13 protein-coding genes and 2 pseudogenes are annotated in these 19,699 nt (G+C 61.8%); 12 read left to right on the top strand and 3 right to left on the bottom strand.

Annotated elements, in window-relative coordinates; all coding sequences use genetic code 11:
* Window positions 1–168: 168 nt before the first annotated feature.
* Window positions 169–588: a cupin domain-containing protein gene (locus AC1DLB_RS08445; RefSeq protein WP_477742998.1), complete on the top strand. Its 420-nt coding sequence runs from the start codon at window positions 169–171 to the stop codon at window positions 586–588.
* A 101-nt stretch (window positions 589–689) separates the two neighbouring features.
* Here AC1DLB_RS08445 and AC1DLB_RS08440 read toward each other — a convergent pair whose 3' ends face one another.
* The gene (locus tag AC1DLB_RS08440; RefSeq protein WP_477784860.1) at window positions 690–5,597 is read right to left on the bottom strand and encodes an NAD-glutamate dehydrogenase; all 4,908 of its coding nucleotides are present in this window, start codon (window positions 5,595–5,597) and stop codon (window positions 690–692) included.
* Here AC1DLB_RS08440 and AC1DLB_RS08435 point away from each other — a divergent pair.
* The 11 genes and pseudogenes from AC1DLB_RS08435 (at window position 5,572) to AC1DLB_RS08385 (ending at window position 18,850) form a co-directional block, all read left to right on the top strand.
* Window positions 5,572–5,991 carry a hypothetical protein gene (locus tag AC1DLB_RS08435; protein ID WP_477779283.1) on the top strand — a complete coding sequence of 140 codons (420 nt, stop codon included), beginning with the start codon at window positions 5,572–5,574 and terminating at the stop codon, window positions 5,989–5,991. The genes AC1DLB_RS08440 and AC1DLB_RS08435 overlap by 26 nt on opposite strands.
* A gap of 121 nt (window positions 5,992–6,112) precedes the next feature.
* Window positions 6,113–6,466: a hypothetical protein gene (locus tag AC1DLB_RS08430; RefSeq protein WP_018926161.1), complete on the top strand. Its 354-nt coding sequence runs from the start codon at window positions 6,113–6,115 to the stop codon at window positions 6,464–6,466.
* A gap of 247 nt (window positions 6,467–6,713) precedes the next feature.
* Window positions 6,714–7,422: pseudogene (locus AC1DLB_RS08425) on the top strand (AAA family ATPase).
* A 5-nt stretch (window positions 7,423–7,427) separates the two neighbouring features.
* A pseudogene (locus AC1DLB_RS08420) lies at window positions 7,428–8,160 on the top strand (DUF58 domain-containing protein); the annotation flags it as partial.
* Complete coding sequence (locus AC1DLB_RS08415) at window positions 8,131–8,634, top strand: DUF4381 domain-containing protein (RefSeq protein WP_477784861.1); 504 nt, start codon at window positions 8,131–8,133, stop codon at window positions 8,632–8,634. The pseudogene AC1DLB_RS08420 and the gene AC1DLB_RS08415, both read left to right, overlap by 30 nt.
* Entirely contained in the window at window positions 8,627–9,721 is a 1,095-nt protein-coding gene (locus AC1DLB_RS08410) for a vWA domain-containing protein (RefSeq protein WP_064618194.1), read from the top strand. Before AC1DLB_RS08415 ends, AC1DLB_RS08410 begins: the two co-directional genes overlap by 8 nt.
* Window positions 9,718–11,454, top strand: a complete 1,737-nt coding sequence (locus AC1DLB_RS08405) for a vWA domain-containing protein (RefSeq protein WP_477742997.1) — start codon at window positions 9,718–9,720, stop codon at window positions 11,452–11,454. Before AC1DLB_RS08410 ends, AC1DLB_RS08405 begins: the two co-directional genes overlap by 4 nt.
* Window positions 11,451–13,091 (top strand): BatD family protein, encoded by a 1,641-nt coding sequence (locus tag AC1DLB_RS08400; protein WP_477742996.1) that lies wholly within the window; start codon window positions 11,451–11,453, stop codon window positions 13,089–13,091. Before AC1DLB_RS08405 ends, AC1DLB_RS08400 begins: the two co-directional genes overlap by 4 nt.
* Window positions 13,092–13,365: 274 nt before the next feature.
* A complete protein-coding gene (locus AC1DLB_RS08395; protein WP_477742995.1) occupies window positions 13,366–14,610 on the top strand; it encodes an exonuclease SbcCD subunit D C-terminal domain-containing protein in 1,245 nt (414 codons plus the stop codon).
* Window positions 14,607–18,248, top strand: a complete 3,642-nt coding sequence (locus AC1DLB_RS08390; RefSeq protein ID WP_477784859.1) for an AAA family ATPase — start codon at window positions 14,607–14,609, stop codon at window positions 18,246–18,248. Before AC1DLB_RS08395 ends, AC1DLB_RS08390 begins: the two co-directional genes overlap by 4 nt.
* Entirely contained in the window at window positions 18,245–18,850 is a 606-nt protein-coding gene (locus tag AC1DLB_RS08385) for a glutathione S-transferase (protein WP_477742993.1), read from the top strand. Before AC1DLB_RS08390 ends, AC1DLB_RS08385 begins: the two co-directional genes overlap by 4 nt.
* Window positions 18,851–19,011: 161 nt before the next feature.
* On the opposite strand, the gene AC1DLB_RS08380 is transcribed toward AC1DLB_RS08385, so the two are convergent.
* The gene (locus tag AC1DLB_RS08380) at window positions 19,012–19,269 is read right to left on the bottom strand and encodes a hypothetical protein (protein WP_018926169.1); all 258 of its coding nucleotides are present in this window, start codon (window positions 19,267–19,269) and stop codon (window positions 19,012–19,014) included.
* Entirely contained in the window at window positions 19,266–19,478 is a 213-nt protein-coding gene (locus AC1DLB_RS08375) for a hypothetical protein (RefSeq protein WP_018926170.1), read from the bottom strand. Before AC1DLB_RS08375 ends, AC1DLB_RS08380 begins: the two co-directional genes overlap by 4 nt.
* Between the last annotated feature and the right edge of the window lie 221 nt (window positions 19,479–19,699).

Here is a 19,699-nt window from a genome sequence, read left to right as displayed (position 1 = left end):
TTTGACGACTGCTTCGCAGCCGAACGCAGCCTCGCAGGCTCGACAGCTGCTACAGGGAACGTAACATCAGTGATTGGTCCCCTCACCTTCCGGAAAATTGGCCGTTTGATTGCCCGACGGCGCGGCTTACCGTGGTCCCTGACGACTCACCACCACAGGTAATCAACCATGAATGCACTTCGTTTTTTTGCCGCCTCTCTCACCGCCCTGGCCCTGAGCGTTTCAGCCTCGGCATTCGCCGACAAAACCGCCGCCCCTTCGGAAAACGTCACCATTCTGCAGGACCAGATGCTAAAAAACGCACCTGGCAAAAAAGCCTTGATGATCGAAGTCGATTACCAGCCGGGCCAATCTTCCATTGCCCATAAACACCAGGGTACGGCCATGGCCTATGTGCTTTCGGGGGAGATCACTTCTCAAGTCAAAGGCGAAAAAACGATTACCTACAAGGCTGGCGAATTCTGGTATGAGCCGGCCGGTTCGGAACATCTGGTCTCGAAAAATGCCAGCGCCACCCAACCCGCCAAGCTGTTGGTGTTCATGGTGTTGGCCCCGGATGAGAAAGTGTTGATTCCTTTGCAGAACTGATCGCTGRGGCGAAGAGGCCCGACCAGCCCCCCCCAAAAAAACCGTCAGGCAAAAAAAAGCCCCGTCTCTCTCGAGACGGGGCTTTTTCATTCAACGCTCAATCAGGCAGCCGGTTCCAGCTCGGCACCCGCAGTAGCGGTGATAACGGCAGGTACTACCGTTTGACCGCTCAACGCGACATCCAGCAATTCACGGTTGGCCACCGCGTACATGGCGTAATCAGTGCCACTGGCGGCACGGATTTCCACCAGCATGGCGCGCCAGCGTTCGATCATGCCTTCGTTCTGCTCCATCCACAGCTCCAGGCGTGTTTCCACGTCCTGGGTGCCGTCGCCCTGTTGCAGGACCGAGATGGTGATCGCACGTTGTTGCCAGTCGACGTCATCGCGGAACGCTTCACGGGCCAGGGCTTGCCAGTTGTTTTCAACCGGCAGGGCGCTGATCTGTTGCAGGTACCAGGTGATGTCCAGCGCACTGCCCACGGCGAAGTAGGCCTTGGCCACATCTGCTGGATCCTGGCCGGTCACGTCGGAGGCTTCGATGATCGGCAGCAGGGTGTACAGGTGCGTGGTGCCAGCCACCATGCGTGCCAACAACTCCGGCACACCGGCTTCGACGTACGCCTGATAGCGAGCCTGCCAGGTGTCGCGAATCTCGCCACTGAGCAGTTCGTCAAGCTTGAGGCCCAACTCCTTCAGGTGCGGACCGAAATGCGCGACGTCACGGGCGGCGTTCTGCTCGTTGCGGCGGGCACGCAGGAACCAGCGCGTAGCGCGACGGCCCAGACGCATCAGCTCGTCCATCAGCTCCAGTTGTACGTCGGCCGAGACCTGATAATCCAGGGCTTCGATCTGACGGAACCAGTGCGGGAGGTGGAAAATGTCACGCACGATCACATACGCACCGGCCACGTTCGCCGGGCTCATGCCGGTCGACTCTTTGAGCCGTTGAACGAAGGTGATGCCCATGTGGTTGACCAGATCGTTGGCGATCTGGGTGCTGACGATTTCGCGCTTCAGGCGGTGACGGCGCATGGCGGCAGAGAACTTGCTGACCAGCGTCGGCGGGAAAGCGGTTTCCATGTCGCGGGTCAGGTAGTCGTCGTCCGGCACCAGGGAGCCCAGCAACTGCTCCTTGAGGTCGATCTTGCTGTAGGAGATCAGCACCGACAGCTCGGCACGGGTCAGGCCATGGCCTGCCGCGACGCGCTCGTTGATCGCGTCTTCCGACGGCAGGAACTCGATGGCGCGATCCAGCTTGCCACGGGCTTCCAGATCGTTCATCAGGCGCTTGTATTCAGCGATCCGCGGCAAGGCACGACGGGCCGCCAGGGACAGTGCCTGGGTCTGCTTGTAGTTGTTGCCCAACACCAGGCCACCGACTTCGTCGGTCATGCTCGCCAGCAACTGGTTACGTTGCTTGTCGGTCATGTCGCCGGCCTGAACCACTTCGTTCAGCAGGATCTTGATGTTCACTTCGTGGTCGGAGCAGTCCACGCCACCGGCGTTGTCAATGAAGTCGGTGTTGGAACCGCCGCCATTGAGGCCGAACTCGACGCGACCCAGTTGGGTCATGCCCAGGTTACCGCCCTCGCCCACAACCTTGCAGCGCAGTTCGTTACCGTTCACGCGCAGTGCATCGTTGGCCTTGTCGCCGACATCGGCGTGGCTTTCGCTGCTGGCTTTGACGTACGTGCCGATACCGCCATTCCACAACAGGTCTACCGGTGCCTTGAGCAAGGCATTGAGCAGTTCGGTCGGGGTCAGCTTGTCGGCCTGAATGTCGAAGCGCTCTTTCATCTGCTCGGAGATGGCAATGCTCTTCGCGCTACGGGAGAAGATACCGCCGCCTTCGGACATGATGCTGGTGTCGTAATCCGACCAGGCCGAACGCGGCAGGTCGAACAGGCGCTGACGCTCGGCGAAGCTGCTGGCAGGCTCCGGGTTCGGGTCGATGAAGATGTGCAGGTGGTTGAAGGCTGCGACCAGTTGCAGCTTGTCGGACATCAGCAAGCCGTTACCGAACACGTCACCGGCCATGTCGCCGACGCCTACCACGGTGATGCTGTCTTCCTGGACGTTGATACCGCGTTCGCGGAAGTGGCGTTGTACGCCGACCCACGCGCCCTTGGCGGTGATACCCATTTTCTTGTGGTCGTAACCGGCGGAACCGCCAGATGCGAACGCGTCGCCGAGCCAGAAGCCGTAGTCGATGGCGATACCGTTGGCGATGTCGGAGAAGGTCGCAGTGCCCTTGTCCGCCGCCACCACCAGGTACGGGTCATCGTCGTCATGGCGCACGACATTGGCCGGTGGTACCAGCGCACCGTCTTTCAGGTTGTCGGTGATGTCCAACAGGCCCGAGATGAAGATGCGGTAGCAGGCGATGCCCTCGGCCGCGATCTCGTCACGGCTGCCGCCCAGTGGCAGGCGACGCGGCAGGAAGCCACCCTTCGCACCCACCGGCACGATGACCGAGTTCTTCACTTGCTGGGCTTTTACCAGGCCCAGGACTTCGGTGCGGAAGTCTTCTTCACGGTCGGACCAGCGCAGACCGCCGCGAGCCACGTTGCCGAAGCGCAGGTGCACGCCTTCGACGCGCGGCGAGTAAACGAAGATTTCGAACTTCGGAACCGGCTTCGGCAGCTCTGGAATCTGGTGCGGGTTGAACTTGAAGCTGAAGTAGGACTTGTTCTGACCGTGAGCATCGGTCTGGTAGAAGTTGGTCCGCAGGGTCGCCTTGATCAGGTCCAGGTAACGACGCAGGATGCGGTCTTCGTTGAGCACCTGAACATCGTCCAGTGCGCTCAGAATCGCGTGTTCCAGGCGTTGTTGCTTGTCTTCCAGGTCGTCACTGGCCAGCTTGCGCGMCAGGTAGAAACGGGTTTTGAACAACCGGGTCAACTCGCGAGCGATGTCGGTGTGGTTGTTCAGGGTGCTGGCGATGTAACCCAGGTCGAAGCCCAGACGGATCTGCTTCATGTAACGGGCATAGGCGCGCAGCAGCGCCACGTCGCGCCATGGCAGGCCGGCGGTCAGTACCAGACGGTTGAACGCATCGTTCTCGGCATCGCCACGCACGATGTGGACGAAAGCGTCCTGCAAGGTGTCGTTGAGTTGCTGGATGTCGAGTTCCAGGCCTTCGGCAGCCGTGAACGCAAAGTCGTGGATCCAGAACTCGCGACCGCTGTTGTGGCGCAGGCGATACGGGAATTCACCCAGTACACGCAGGCCGAGGTTTTCCAGGATCGGCAACACATCGGACAACGCCAGCGGCGTGTCGGCGTGATACAGCTTGCAGTGCAGCTCACGTTGGCCCGATACCTGACCCAGCGGCTGATAGAAGCTCATCACCAGCGGATTCTTTTCGCTCAGGCTCAGCAGGTGCTGCATGTCGACCACAGCCGAGTGGGCGGCGAAGCGCTCGCGGTAACCGGCCGGGAAGCCTTTCGGGAAGTCGGCCAGCACGTTGGTGCCCTGGGCTTCGCCGAAGCTCTCGACCACCAGGCTGGCGTAGTCGTCCTGCCAGCTGCGGCAGGCCTGCACCACTTCTTTTTCCAGCAGAACCGGGTCGATGTCCAGACGGTTCTTCGGGTCGACCCGCAGAATCAGCTGCACACGGGCCAGCACGGATTCGGAGAAGAAGGTCCAGAACTCGCAGTCAGAGGCTTTCAGACGATCCATCAGCACTTGCTGGATCTTCTGGCGCACTTCGGTGGAGTAGATGTCACGCGGCACATAGGCCAGGCAGTAGCAGAAACGACCGTACGGGTCTTTGCGCAGGAATACACGGATCTTGTTGCGTTCCTGGATCTGCACGATCGACATCACGGTGGCGAACAACTCGTCCACCGGCGTCTGGAACAGGTCATCGCGAGGCAACACTTCAAGTACCTGGGCCAGTTCCTTGCCCAAGTGAGCCTTGGCCTGGAAGCCCGAGCGCTGCTCGATGATCTCGACCTTGCGACGGATGTAAGGAATGACCCGCACGCTTTCGCCATACACCGACGAGGTGTACAGGCCCATGAAGCGGCATTCCTTGATGACCTTGCCGTTGGCATCGATCTGGCGGATCGACACGTAGTCCGGGTAGGCCGGACGGTGGACACGGCTTGGGTGTGCCGCCTTGGCGAACGACAGCGGCGTCGGTTCACGCAGGTAGTTGACGGCGTAGTCTTCGATGCGCAGGTCATCGACGGTCAGGCCGGCGCGCAGCAGCTTGGTCAGGCCGAGGAACGAGCTCTGGTCATAGTCGATGTGACCGCCGTTCTGATCCTCGCCCACCACGAACTCTTCGTAGCCCAGGAAGGTGAAGTGGTTGCCCACCAGCCATTCCAGGAAGCTCTTGATTTCGGATTTTTCTTCGGCGTCGATGGCGAACTGGCTATTGTCGATGCCTTCGATCAGCTCCTGGACCTTGGCTTTCATCGGTTCGAAATCGGCGACCGCAACGCGGACTTCACCGAGAACCTGCTCCAGCTCTTTGGTCAGGACATTCAATTCGGCCGTGTTGGCGCAACGGTCGATTTCCAGGTACATCAGCGATTCTTGCAGAATGCCTTCACCCTGGGTGCCTTTCGGCAGGATTTCCAACAGCTCACCCTTGCTGCCGCGACGCACGCTCAGCACAGTGGTTTGCAGGGTATGAATGCTGTAGCCGCGACGGTTCAGCTCAGTACGCACCGAATCCACCAGGAATGGCAGATCGTGGTGCAGCACTTCGACCGCGGTGTGGGTCGACTGCCAGCCGTGGCGTTCGTAATCGGGGTTGTAGACACGCACTTGCGATTGAGCGTGATCGAAGCGCTCAAGCAGGCGCCATGCAGAAAGGGTGCAACCGGCGAGGTCGGACAACCGACGTTGGGTCAGCTCGTCGAGGGAAATGATGCCGAAAAATTGTTCGGCGAACAGCGCCACTTGTGGCAGTGCCTGTTCACTGATGTGCTGCGCCAGTGCCGCTTGCAGTTGGTGCTGGAAGTCGGCTTTGCTGGCTGCGGTGAAGAACGCCATCTGTGGTACTCCGCTTGGGCTTGTTATTGATGGAAGCGTCGCGTGCAAACCCCTTTCGGGGCAATCCGTCACCCTGTTCCTGATTCTCGGGCAGAGGAAACAGGACGACAGTTGGGTGAAGCTGGACGAGACACTCAGGTCACATTCACCTTCCATTGAATGGGCATCTGCAAAAACGACTGGCGGGGCTACCATCGCAGCCATCGTCAATGCCTTTACGGGTGCTCATCCGTTGCGCAGCTTAACCAGTGCGGCAAGGGCCGTGCTTGCAGCGCTGCGACATATTCGGTCATCGGCACGTAACTCGTGGCATGCGCCTCGAACAACACTAGCAGCCGTGCAGGAAAACGGGCGTTTTACGCCCGGATTTACGGCACCTTCGTACCAGAAATGACTCGAGACGCATCGGATGGTCACAACACATCCTCTGACACTCAGCCAAGCAGAAATTCCCCAGGGCTGGCAGAATTGCCGTTTGTTGTGTTCACAACGCTCGCCGAGCCAGGATTTTTCCCATGCAAATGACAACCGACCTCTTGATCGTCAATCCGTGCGATGACGAGGAAGACAATCTGGCCATGCTCTGCTGCACCAGTGCCGAGGGCGAAATGTTCCTGATGAGCCGCTTTCCGGACGAGGACGAGCTGGAGATCATCTTCCACGACAAGCCTTCGGCCCTGGATGGCGTGAAAGTCACCCTCAGCCCTGACCGTCTGCTGATCGAAATCGCCGCCGTGGACGCCGATGCGCTGGGTGGCAATGATTCGCTGGAAATCCTGCACAGTACCGATGCCAGCGATCTGGCTGAGGTGGAAGAAACCTTGCAGAACATCCTCAATGGGATTGGTACTTACATCAGCGAAATCTGATGGCGGTTTAGTGATCGTTCCCACGCTCTGCGTGGGGATGCAGCCTGTGACGCTCTGCGTCACGATTTTAAAGCGGGACGCAGAGCGTCCGGTGATGCATTCCCACGCAGAGCGTGGGAACGAGCGTTAATCCGCACAATTCTACAAAATGCCGTTAGTCGGCGCCCCCCGCGATGGATTAAAGTAACGCCCCCAGCCCTGGCGTTATTCGAACGTCTTCGGTCACCCTTTCCAGGAACAGTCATCGATGGAACATCGTGAAGCGCTGCTCGCGCTGCGAACCTTTCTTTCAACGCAGATTCTCGGCCAGGAAAAACTCATCGAGCGCTTGCTCATCGCCTTGCTCGCCGACGGTCACATGCTGGTCGAGGGCGCCCCGGGGCTGGCCAAGACCAAGGCCATCGTCGCCGCTGTTTCTGGTCATGGCCACGCAAAACCCCATCGAGCAGGAAGGCACCTACCCGTTGCCCGAAGCCCAGCTCGACCGGTTCCTGATGCACGTGAAAATCGGCTTCCCCGACGCCACCGTCGAACGACGGATTCTGCAACAGGCCCGTGGCGAAGCACTGCACGGCGAAACCAAACCTGAACGCCGGGTCAGCCAGCAGGCGATCTTCGCCGCGCGCAAGGAAATCCTCGGCTTGTACATGGCCGACGCCGTGGAGGAATACCTGGTGCAACTGGTCATGGCCACCCGGATCCCGGCCAAGTTCGACCCGGAAATGGCCGAATGGATCGCCTACGGCGCCAGTCCACGCGGCTCCATCGCCCTCGACCGTTGCGCCCGGGCGCATGCCTGGCTGGCCGGTCGCGACTTCGTCAGCCCGGAAGACATTCAGGCGGTGCTGTTCGATGTGTTGCGTCACCGCATCATTCTTTCCTTTGAAGCCGAAGCCGCTGGCATCGACCAGGACCGGGTGGTCCAGCGGATTCTCGACGTCGTAGCCGTCGCTTGACCCCGATGAACACCCTTCTGCCGCCCGAGCCGGGCATCCGCATCAGCCTCGCCGAGCTGATCGAGATGCGCCATCGTGTGCGCGAAGTGCAGCTGTTTTCCACGCCGAGCCAGCGCAGCCCGCTGATCGGCCTGCACCACTCCAAACTGCGCGGGCGCGGGGTGGACTTCGATCAGGTGCGGGTCTATCAGGCCGGCGATGATGTGCGCAGCATCGACTGGCGCGTCACCGCCCGGACCCAGGAACCGCACACCAAGCTGTTCCATGAGGAACGTGAGCGGCCGATATTCATCATGGTCGAACAGAGCCGCCGGCTGTTTTTCGGCTCCGGGTTGATGTTCAAGTCGGTGCTGGCCGCCCAGGCCGCGAGCCTGATTGGCTGGGCCGCGCTGGGGCATAACGACCGGGTCGGCGGGCTGGTGTTCGGCGACAACGAGCATTACGAAATCAAGCCTCGACGCAGTAAGCAGAGCCTGCTGCAACTGCTCAACCGGCTGGTGCGGGTCAATCAATCGCTGCACACCGAGCGCGAACCGGACCGCGATGCCTTCGGCATTGCCCTGCGCCGCGCCCGGGAAGTGCTGCGCCCCGGCAGCCTGGTGATTGTGATCTGCGACGAACGCGCCTTGTCCGACAGTGCCGAGCAGCAACTGRGCCTGTTGTCGCGCCATTGCGACCTGTTGCTGCTGCCGGTGTCCGACCCGCTGGATCACGCCCTGCCCGCCGCCGGATCAACTGCAACCGCTGATTTCCCCGCCACCGATCGGCTTCTGGCCGCCGGCACCGGGCTGGTGGCTGCTGCTGTTGTTGCTGCCGCTGATCGGTTTCGGCGTATGGCAGTTGCGACGCTTCATTCCGGACAAGCGCCCTGTCGTGCGCGCTGAACAACCGCTGGACCCGGTGCGCCTCGCCGCCCTGGCCGAACTCGCGCTGATGCCCAAACCCTACGACGGCGCCCCGGCCGGTGCCTGGCTGCAGCAACTCAACGGTTTGCTCAAACGCCTGTGCCGCAACCATTACCCCTACAGTCAGAGCCACACCCTCAACGGCCGCCAGTGGCTGGCGTTCCTCGACAACCGCTGCCCGGCTGCTGGCCTTACACGCTGGATGGTGCTGGTGGAAGGTGCCTACAAGCCCGAGTGCAAACTCGACGACAAGGCCATCGCCGGCCTGACTCAAGCCGTCGACACCTGGATTCGCAAACATGTTTGAGTTCGCCTGGCCGTGGATTTTCGCCCTGCTGCCGCTACCGTGGCTGATGCGGGTGCTGTTGCCGGTGGCCGACAGTGGCGAACCGGCGCTCAAGGTCAGCTTCCTCAGCGACCTCGAAGGCCTCGCTCGCCGCCGCGCCCGGGCCAACCTGCCGACCTGGCGCCAGCAAGCCCCGTTCATTCTGATGTGGCTGTTGCTGCTGATCGCCGCAGCGCGCCCGCAATGGCTCGGCGAACCGCTACCGATTGCCGCCAGTGGYCGCGATTTGCTGGTGGCGGTGGACGTCTCCGGCTCAATGGACTTCCCCGACATGCAGTGGCAGGACGAAGACGTCAGCCGACTGTCACTGGTGCAGCATTTGCTCGGTGATTTTCTCGAAAGTCGCGATGGCGACCGGGTCGGTTTGATCCTGTTCGGCAGCCAGGCCTATCTGCAAGCGCCGCTGACCTTCGACCGCCATACCGTGCGTGTCTGGCTCGACGAAGCGCGGATCGGCATCGCCGGCAAGAACACCGCCATCGGCGACGCCATCGGCCTGGCCCTCAAACGCCTGCGCCAACGCCCGGCACAAAGCCGCGTGCTGATTCTGGTCACCGACGGCGCCAACAATGGCGGCGAAATCGATCCGCTGACCGCCGCACGTCTGGCGGCGAATGAAGGCGTAAAAATCTACCCGATCGGCATTGGCGCCGACCCGGAACAAAGCGGCACCCTGGGCTTCCTGGGCATCAACCCGAGCCTGGACCTCGACGAGCCGGCCTTGAAAGCCATTGCCCAAGCCACCGGAGGCCAGTATTTCCGCGCCCGCGACGGCCAGGAATTGCAGGCGATCAAGACCACCCTCGACAAACTGGAACCGGTGGCCCAGCAACCTACGCAGGCCCGTCCGGCCCAGGCGTTGTATCACTGGCCTCTGGCGATGGCGCTGCTGTTGAGCATGCTGCTGGTGATCCGTGAGCGCTGGCCGGATAACCCGTTGCAACGTCTATTCACCAAGAAGCTGTTTACCAAAGAGCGGTTTCTGCATACGCAACTGCCCGACTGGCGTCAGCGCCTCAAACGCCTGCGTCTGCGGAGGCGCCGATGATCGCTCTCTGGCCGTACTGGTTCCGCCCTTGGTGGCTGCTATTGCTGCCGTTGCTGGGCTGGTTGCTCTGGCAACTCTGGCACCGGCAGAAGCGCGCGGGTCGCTGGCAAATGATTCTGCCACCGGCCTTCCATGCCGCGTTGCTCAGTGGTGGCAGCGGTCGCGAGAGCAAACTGCCGTGGGTCGCCCTGGGCCTGGCCTGGGTGCTGACCGTGCTGGCCCTGCTGGGGCCGAGCTGGCAACGCGTTGAGCAAACCGGCCAGAAACCCGCTGACCCGCTGGTGGTGCTGCTTGAGTTGACCCCGGAAATGCTTGCCGCAGACGTTGCGCCAAACCGGCTGGAACAGGCCCGGCGCAAACTGCTGGATCTGCTGCAAAACCGCAGCGACGCGCAGACCGCCATCGTCGTCTACGCCGGCAGCGCCCATACGCTGGTGCCACTGTCGGATGACCTGTCGACCAGCCGCAATCTTTTGGATGCGCTCAAGCCGTCGCTGATGCCCCAGGCCGGTCATCGCGCCGATCTGGCGGTGGCCAAGGCCCTGACGCTGCTGGATCAGGGAGCCCTTGGCCAGGGGCGGATCCTGCTGATCGGTTCGTCGCTGACGGAACACGAACGCCAAGGGATTCGTCAGGCGCTGGACGCCAAGTCCACACAATTTCTGATGCTCGGCATCGGTACCGCCGAAGGTGCGCCGGTCGCGCAGGACGACGGCAGTTTCCTCAAGGACGATCAGGGCGCGATTCTGGTGCCGCATCTGGACGGCCCCAGCCTGAAAGCCTTTGCCAATGGCCTGGGTGGAGGTTACGCCCAGGCACGCCTGGACGATGCCGACCTGCGCGACCTCGGCCTGCTCGACGGCCCACGGGACCTGCGCAACGACGGCCAGACGTTGCGCCTCGACACCTGGGCCGATCAAGGCTACTGGCTGCTGCTGCCATTGTTGTTGCTGGCCGCCTGTGCCGGGCGTCGCGGCTGGCTGTTCTGCTTGCCGCTGCTGTTCCTGCTGCCGCAACCGAGTTATGCCTTCGATTTCGAAGACTTGTGGCTGCGGCCCGATCAGCAGGGTTTGCACTTGCTCAAACAAAAGCGCCCTGCCGAAGCCGCGCAGCATTTCGAAGACCCGCAATGGCAAGGTGTGGCGCTCTATGAAGCTGGCGACTACAGTGGCGCCGCCCAGCGGTTTGCCCAAGGCAACGACGCCCACGCCCACTACAATCGGGGTAACGCGCTGGCCAAAAGCGGCGAACTGGAAGCGGCGCTGGATGCTTATGAGCAAGCGCTGGAGCTTCAGCCAGACCTGCGCCCGGCGCTGACCAACAAGGCACTGGTGGAAACGCTGCTCAAGCAGAAAACCGCTACACCGCCCGTCGAGCCGGACAAAACCGCCGAGGGCGAAACCGAAACCATGCCTCAGGAACCGCCACCGGGCAGCGCCACCCAGCCGAGTGATGGCGAGCCGAAAACCGATGCCCAACAGGCCACGCCGGACGCCGAGCAGCCGCCCACGGCACCACCGCAACCGGGCGCCAATGAAGTTCCGGGCAGCGAATTGGGGGATGAACAAAGCACCACGCCACCACGGCGCCCCGCCAGCGACATGCTCGAAGGCGAACAGCAACAGGCGCTGGAGCAATGGTTGCGCAAGATCCCGGATGACCCCGGCGAACTGCTCAGGCGCAAATTCTGGTACGAACAGCAACAACATCAGGATCAGGGAAAAACTCGATGACCCGCTTCACCGCCTTCTTGCTTGCACTGCTTCTCTGCACCGCTCAGGCCCAGGCCGCGGAGCTGGTCGCCAGTGTCGATCGCAGTCGCCTGAATTCCGGGGAGACGGTCGAACTGACTCTGGAATCCAGCGACGTGACCCAGTTCGGCAAACCCGACCTGACTCCGCTGGAGCCGCAGTTCGAGGTGCGCGGTACCCGTCAGGTCAACCAACCGAACACCCTCAACGGCAACACTCAAGCGACCACCCGCTGGATCATCACCCTGCTGCCCCGGCAGAACGGCAGTGTGGTAATTCCGTCACTGCAACTGGGCGAGGCGCAGAGCCAACCGATTACCGTGCAGGTGATCGAAAGCGAAACCCAGGACAGCAGCAACACGCTAGCGCCGGTGTTCATCGAAGCCAGCCTCGACCAGAACAGCGTCTATGTGCAGGCTCAGGCGATCCTGACCTTGCGCATTTATCATTCGGTGTCGCTGTACGACGACAGCAGCCTGACCCCGTTGCAGATTCCCGATGCGCGCATCGAACAACTGGGCGAGTCGCGCACCTACGAGAAAGCCATCAACGGTTTGCGCCACGGCGTGATCGAAATGCGCTACGCGATCTACCCACAGCACAGCGGTGTATTGACCATTCCGGCGCAAGTGTTCAGTGCCACACTGGTCGATGCCCAACCGTCCCAGGACGGATCGCCCCAGGGGCCAAAACCGGGCAAATTGATGCGCGTCAGTTCCACAGAGATTCCGCTGACGGTCAAGGCCAAGCCCGGCAGTTATCCAGCCGATGTTCCCTGGCTACCGGCCCGCAGCCTGAGCCTGAGTGAAAGCTGGAGCCCGGAACCGGATCATGCGCAGGTCGGCGACTCGCTGACCCGCAGCCTGACCTTGAGCGCCGAAGGCCTCGCCAGCTCTCAACTGCCACCGTTGCCCGCCACCGAGATCAACGGCCTGCGGCGCTACCCGGATCAACCGGTGCTGAGCAACCAGAGCGGAGAGCGTGGCTTGGTCGGCAGTCGCGAGGACCGTGAAGCCCTGGTGCCGACCCGCACCGGCGACATCGACTTGCCGAGCGTTGAAGTGATCTGGTGGAACACCTTCGAGGATCATCTGGAACACACCAGCCTGCCGGCCCGCACGCTGCAAGTGGCGAGCAATCCGAGCCTGATCGTCGACACCCCGGCGAGCAGCCCGCTGGTGATGTCCGGCGCCAGCAACGAAGCCCTTTGGTGGTGGAAACTCAGTACGGCAATTCTGGCCTGCACCACCCTGCTAGGCTTCGGCCTCTGGTGGCGCGCCCGCTCGCAACCGGCAGTCCTGCGGGCAGCGCAGACCGGCCCGAGCCCACGCACGCTGCTCGACGACCTCAAACGCGCCTGCCAGGCCAACGACACCCACGCCACCCGCCAGGCCCTCGACGCCTGGGCCCGGCAACAACCGGAAACCCTGGCCGACATGGCTGCCCGCTTCGTGCCACTGTCCGATGCCCTCGACGGCCTGAACGGCGCGCTCTACAGCGAGACCGGGCAGTATTGGCAAGGTGAAGAACTCTGGCGCGCCATCCGGGCGATCCCGACGGCCGAAGGGTTTCAAGGCGTGGTCGGCGACAGCGGGTTGCCGCCGCTTTATCCTAAATAGTCCCGACCAATGGGATGAAGGGGCTTTTTGTCGCAAGGGGCAAATCGTACACGTAGGAGCCAGGCTTGCCGGCGAAGGCGTCCTTAAGAGCGCTTTCGCCGGCAAGCCTGGCTCCTACGAAAAGCGGCTCGTTTCACAGACTGACATTCGGGCAATCCCCTCACCTCAAAATCAGTGCCTGACCACATCCCATGTGTTTGCCAGTAAACTCTCCCCTCTTTAGCCGCCATCATTTCCCCCGCGGCCATCACCTTATTTTGTTGCGGAGTACGCCTTGCGTCTGTTCCACACCTCCGACTGGCACCTTGGGCAGAACCTGCACGGCCAGGAACGCGATTTCGAGCACGCCTGTTTTCTCGACTGGCTGCTGCGTCAGCTGAAGCTGGACCAGCCTGATGTGCTGCTGATTGCCGGCGATATCTTCGACACGGTCAACCCGCCGGTCAAAGCCCAGGAACGCCTCTACGATTTCATCGTCAGCGCCCACGAGCAGCAGCCCTTGCTGACCATCGTGATGATCGCCGGCAACCACGACTCCGGCTCGCGCATCGAACTGCCCGCGCCGTTGATGCGCCGCTTGCGCACTCACGCCCTGGGGCGCGTGCTGTGGCTGGATGACGGCCAACTGGATGCCGAACGCCTGTTGCTGCCGTTGCCGGATGCCAGCGGCGCAATCGCTGCCTGGTGCCTGGCGCTTCCGTTCCTGCGCCCCGCCGAAGTGACCGGCGCGCAGCTGGGTGACAACTATTTGCGCGGCATCGGCCAGGTTCACGAATGGCTGATTGAAGCGGCGAACGCCAAGCGCAAGCCGGGTCAGGCGCTGATCGCTATCAGCCATGCGCACATGGCCGGCGGTTCGGTGTCCGAGGACTCCGAGCGCAGCCTGATCATCGGCAACGCTGAAGCCCTGCCTGCCAGCCTGTTCGGGCCGAGCATCAGCTATGTCGCCCTCGGGCATTTGCACAAGCCGCAGAAGGTCAACGGCGAAGAACGCATCCGCTACAGCGGCTCGCCGATTCCGTTGTCATTCTCCGAGATCGGTTATCAGCATCAGATTCTCGACATCAAACTGGATGGCGAAACCCTGCTCAGCGTCGAACCGAAGCTCATTCCCCGACCAGTGAACCTGCAACGCCTCGGCCCCGCGCCGCTGGCGGAGATCCTGCTGCAACTGGCCGACCTGCCCAACATCGACCTGCTCGCCGACATCCAGCGCCAGCCGTGGCTGGAAGTGCGGGTGCGCCTCGATGAACCGCAACCGGACCTGCGCCATCAAGTGGAAACAGCCCTGCAAGGCAAAGCGGTACGGCTGGTGCGGATTGCCGCCGAATACGCCGGCAACGGCAACCGCGACGGCGTCGAGGACGGCGCCACCTTGATCGAACTGGACCAACTGACGCCGCAGGAACTGTTCAGCCGCGCCTGGCAGGACAACTACGGCAGCGAGGTCGACGAGCAAACGCTCAGGGACTTCGCCGAGCTGCTGCAAGATGTGCAGATGGAGAGCGAACAGCCATGAAAATCCTCGCGATCCGCTTGAAAAACCTCGCCTCCCTGGCCGGGCCATTTGAAATCGACTTCACCGCCGAACCCTTGGCCAGTGCCGGCCTGTTTGCGATTACCGGGCCGACCGGCGCCGGCAAAAGCACCCTGCTCGATGCGCTGTGCCTGGCGCTGTTTGGCGCCGTGCCGCGGCTGAACAATACCGGCCGCGATGCCAAGGTTCCGGACGCTGATGGCGAAATCGGCACCGGCGACCCGCGGACCCTGCTGCGTCGTGGCACCGGCGAAGGTTATGCCGAAGTGGATTTCGTCGGCATCGACGGTCGCCGCTATCGCGCGCGCTGGGAGGCCAATCGCGCTCGGGAAAAGGCCGGCGGCAAGCTGCAAGCCAGTCGCCAGAGCCTGCGCGACATCGATCAGGATCAACTGCTGGCCAGCCAGAAAGGCGAATACAAGACCCAGCTCGAAACGGCGCTGGGCCTGAACTTCGAACAATTCACCCGCGCCGTGTTGTTGGCCCAGAGCGAGTTCAGTGCGTTCCTCAAAGCGGACGACAACGACCGTAGCGAACTGCTGGAAAAGCTCACCGACACCGCGCTCTACACCCGCCTCGGTCGCCGCGCCTTCGACAAGACCAAAGAAGCGCGCGAAGCCCACAAGCTGTTGCAGGACCAGGCCACCGGGGTCACGCCACTGTCGCCTGAAGCCCGGGCCGAGCTTGATGAGCGCTTCAATGACGCGCAGCAGCAACTCAAGACCCAGCAGGCGCAGCTCAAGCAATTGGAGCTGCAACACACCTGGCTCAAGGACCTGCGCCAGTTGCAGGACGCGCAACAGAGCGCCACCGAGCAACTGCAATCCGCCCAACAACACTGGGACAGCCTGGCCAGCGAGCGCTTGAAGCTGACCCGTCTGGAGCAACTGGCCCCGCAACGGCACCAATTCGCGCGAAAGACCGAATTGACCACCCAGCTCACACCGCTGGCGGCACAGATTCAGCAGCATACCCAACAGCAAACCGAACTGAACGTGCGTCAGGCTCAGCTCGAACACAGCCTGAGCGCGGCGCAAACGGCACTGGCCGCCGCACAAAGCCAACACAGCACCAGCGCGCCGCTGCTGCGTCAGGCCTTCGAAGAGCAAAGCACCCTCGCCCGCCTGGTCAAGGACGCCAGCCTCAGTGCCGACCTCAAGCARCAGGCAGAACTGGCCAGCACTCAGGGCCAAAGTACGATTCAGGGCTTGCTTGACCAGCAGAAACAGGTCGCAGAACGGTTGCAGCGTATCGCCGGTGAGCTTGAGCAGAGCACTCATCTGGCGCCACTGAGCGACGCCTGGAACGCCTACCGCGATCGTCTGCAACAACTGATGCTGATCGGCAATCGCCTGAACAAGGGCCAGTCCGAACTGGCCGGCCTGGAGCAAAACGCCACCCGCGCCGCCGAGGATCTGGCATCCCAGCGCCAGAGCCTTGAGCTGCTGTACAAAGAGGCCGGCGCCGAACCTGAAGCGGTGGCCGAGCAGATTCAGATCCTCGGCAGCCTGCTACAGGACAACCGCAAGCAACTGCGGGCCATTGAAGAGCTGACGCGGCTGTGGGCCAACCAGCAGGAACTGGACAAACGCGGCGCCGAGTTGCAGCAGCGCCAACTCGCCGCTCAGCAAGAGCGTGATCGTCTGACTCAGGACGGCGTGAAAACCAAAGCCGAATTGACCGTTGCCGAACAGACCCTGACCGTCACCCGCGAACTGCTGGAACGTCAGCGCCTGGCACGCAGTGCCAGCGTCGAAGAGCTGCGTGCACAACTGCTGGACGATCAGCCGTGCCCGGTTTGTGGCAGCCCGGACCATCCTTATCATCAGCCCGAAGCCTTGCTGCAAAGCCTCGGTCGGCACGATGAAAACGAACAGGCCAACGCCCAGAAAGCCGTTGACCTGCTCAAGGAAAAACTCACCGATCTGCGCGCCGAAGTCGGTGGCCTGATTGCTCAGCAAAAGGAATTGCTGCAACAGCAAGAACAACTCGCCACTCAGCAACAGAGCCTGGCACCGAGCCTGGAAGCGCACCCTCTGTCTGCTCAACTGTTGGCCCAGGACGCAGACAAACGCGATGCCTGGCTGACCCAACAAAGCAGCCAGTTGAACCAGAGCATCACCCAGGACGAACAGCGGCAAACCGCCCTGCTCACCCTGCAACAGGATGCCGCGCGACTGGCGCAACAACTGCGCAGCGCCGAAGCGGCGAACCAACAGGCGACACAACACCTGCTCAACCAGCAACGGGAGTTGAGCAGCGATCGCCAACGCCTGGACGAAGAACTGAGCGCGTTCAGCAGCCTGCTGCCAGCCCAGACGCTGGAAGCGCTGCGCAATGAACCCGCCGCGACTTTCATGCAGCTCGACCAGCAGATCGCCCAGCGCCTGCAACAACTCGAACAGCAGCGCGATGAACTCGCTGAACAGCAACAACGCCAGCAGACGCTGGACAAAGAACAAGACCGCCAGCAGACCCGCACCCAGCAACTGGACGTCGCGCAGCAGCAGTTCAGCGCGCTGGCCGGGCAAAAACAGGCTTGCCAGGAAAAACTGACGCAACTGCTGGGCGAACACGCCAGCGCCGAACAATGGCAACAGCAACTGGATCAGGCCGTCGAGCAGGCACGCAATGCCGAAGCGACGGCCAATCAGGAACTGCAAAGCGTGCGCACGGGCCTGGTGCAACTGGCCGCCGAACTCAAGGCGCAACAGGAACGTGCGCAAGCCCTGGAAAGCGAAGACCGCGAGCTCAGCAGCAAGATCGCCGACTGGCGCGCGCAGCATCCAGAACTGGACGACGGTGGGCTGGAAGCGCTGCTCGGTGTCAACGACCAACAGCTCAGCGAGCTGCGTCAACGATTGCAGCAAAGCGAACAAGACATCGCGCAAGCCAAGGTGCTGTTGCAGGAGCGGGATCAGCGCTTGCGCGATCATCAGGCGCAGCACAACGGCAACCTGGACGCCGGACAACTGGCCACTGCACTGGCCGAGCTGCAAAACCTGTTCGCCGCCAGCGAGCATCGCTGCGCCGAATTGCGTGCTGAACAAACCGAAGATCAGCGTCGACAAAACGCCAATCAGGCGCTGGCGCAGCAGATCGCCGACGCCTACGCCGAGTACCAGCGCTGGGCGCGCTTGAGTGCGCTGATCGGTTCGGCCACCGGCGACACCTTCCGCAAAATCGCCCAGGCCTACAACCTCGACCTGCTGGTGCATCACGCCAACGTTCAGTTGCGGCAACTGGTGCGGCGCTATCGCCTGAAACGGGGCGGCAGCATGCTCGGGTTATTGGTGATGGACACCGAGATGGGCGATGAACTGCGCTCGGTGCATTCGCTGTCCGGCGGCGAGACGTTCCTGGTGTCGCTGGCGCTGGCGCTCGGTTTGGCATCGATGGCATCGAGCACGCTGAAAATCGAATCGCTGTTCATCGACGAAGGCTTCGGCAGCCTCGACCCCGAATCCCTGCAACTGGCCATGGACGCCCTCGACGGCCTGCAAGCGCAGGGACGCAAGGTCGCGGTGATTTCCCACGTACAGGAAATGCATGAACGGATTCCGGTGCAGATCCAGGTCCACCGCCAGGRCAACGGCCTGAGTACCCTGGAGGTGAAATGATCACGCTGTATTCGTTCCGCCGCTGCCCCTACGCCATGCGCGCTCGCATCGCCCTGCGTTATTCGGGGGTTGCGGTGAATATCGTCGAGGTCAGCCTCAAGGCCAAACCGGCCGAAATGCTCGCGCTGTCGAGCAAAGGCACGGTACCGGTGCTTAGCGTGGACGGCCGGGTGATCGATGAAAGCCTGGAAATCATGCGCTGGGCGCTGGCGCAGAACGATCCGCAGGACTGGCTTCTCAACGATGACCCTGTCGGGCAGCAATACATCGCCGGGCTGATCGAAGAAAACGATCAGGTGTTCAAGGTGCACCTCAATCGCTACAAATACGCCGAGCGTTATCCCGAGCAACCAATGACGTTTTATCGCGCCGAGGGCGAGGTGTTCTTGCGCAAGCTGGATCAGTTGCTGGAGGGGCGCGCCTACTTGCTGAGCGAGCACCCGAGCCTGGCCGATGTCGCCTTGATGCCGTTCGTGCGGCAATTCGCCCATGTGGATCGCGAGTGGTTCGGGCAGACACCTTATGTGCGATTGCAGGGCTGGTTGCAGCGCTTTCTGGAATCGGATCTGTTCACCGGTGTGATGCAGAAGCAGCCTTTGTAGCAGCTGCCGAGCGTGCGAGGCTGCGTTCGGCTGCGTAGCAGTCGTAAACTCGGCTGATGCGGTCTGACTGATGCACCGCAAGCTCTGGTTTTACGACTGCTTCGCAGCCGAACGCAGCCTTCGGCAGCTGCTACAGGTGTGGGTGTGTGCAGGTAAGGGAATCAAGCCAACACTTCACACATCCCCAGCGCCGAGCAATCCACCTGGAATGGCCCGAAAAATTCGCCATTGGATTTGCTCGGCGGATTACCCACCAGCAACTCCAGCGCTTTGGCGGTCTGGATGTTGTGGGCGATGTTGTGGTTGCATTCGATGGCCCGTGCCACCGAGCCCGCCGAGCCCTGCCCGATCCCCAACAACGAAGCGCCATTGGTCATGAACGCCAGAAAGGCGATGACCCAGAGTCTGCGTCCTTTCATGCCCCTGCCACCCCCGCCAAGTCGACGTCATCAACCACCGCATGTTGAGCGCGGTGTTCGAACTGGATGCCGGGATAAGCGACCTGAATCGGTGCTTGAAGGCTGTGTTGCGATTGAGCCGAAAGGCTGACGACCAACACCATGGCCACGTAAAGACCAATGGCCAGGTAGGCGCCGTGTTTGGCAGAAGTGAGGATGGTGCTGGCCATGGTGATCTCCGTGGGCATGTTTCAGTGCCCACAGAATCGATCAAAAAACAGAAGATAACTAGCGACCTTTATGCATAGTAGCTATCAGTTTTATTGATCTTTAACCCAGCGTGTTTCAGTCCTCGATAAAACTCATCAAGCGCTCACGGGCCGCGTCCGGCTCGTTGGGAACGGGCTGGGCAGCCGACAGAATCGGGGTGGAATAGAGAAACAGGAGAACC

Source organism: Pseudomonas sp. 05N434, assembly GCF_056396965.1.
The sequence above is the reverse complement of the archived record's forward strand: the minus strand, read 5'-3'. Positions and strand labels throughout refer to the sequence as shown.

Coding starts and splice junctions, on each gene's coding strand:
- AC1DLB_RS08445 (WP_477742998.1), top strand. CDS start 169: ATGAATGCACTTCGTTTTTTTGCCGCCTCTCTCACCGCCCTGGCCCTG.
- AC1DLB_RS08430 (WP_018926161.1), top strand. CDS start 6,113: ATGCAAATGACAACCGACCTCTTGATCGTCAATCCGTGCGATGACGAG.
- AC1DLB_RS08405 (WP_477742997.1), top strand. CDS start 9,718: ATGATCGCTCTCTGGCCGTACTGGTTCCGCCCTTGGTGGCTGCTATTG.
- AC1DLB_RS08400 (WP_477742996.1), top strand. CDS start 11,451: ATGACCCGCTTCACCGCCTTCTTGCTTGCACTGCTTCTCTGCACCGCT.
- AC1DLB_RS08385 (WP_477742993.1), top strand. CDS start 18,245: ATGATCACGCTGTATTCGTTCCGCCGCTGCCCCTACGCCATGCGCGCT.
- AC1DLB_RS08380 (WP_018926169.1), bottom strand. CDS start 19,269: ATGAAAGGACGCAGACTCTGGGTCATCGCCTTTCTGGCGTTCATGACC.
- AC1DLB_RS08375 (WP_018926170.1), bottom strand. CDS start 19,478: ATGGCCAGCACCATCCTCACTTCTGCCAAACACGGCGCCTACCTGGCC.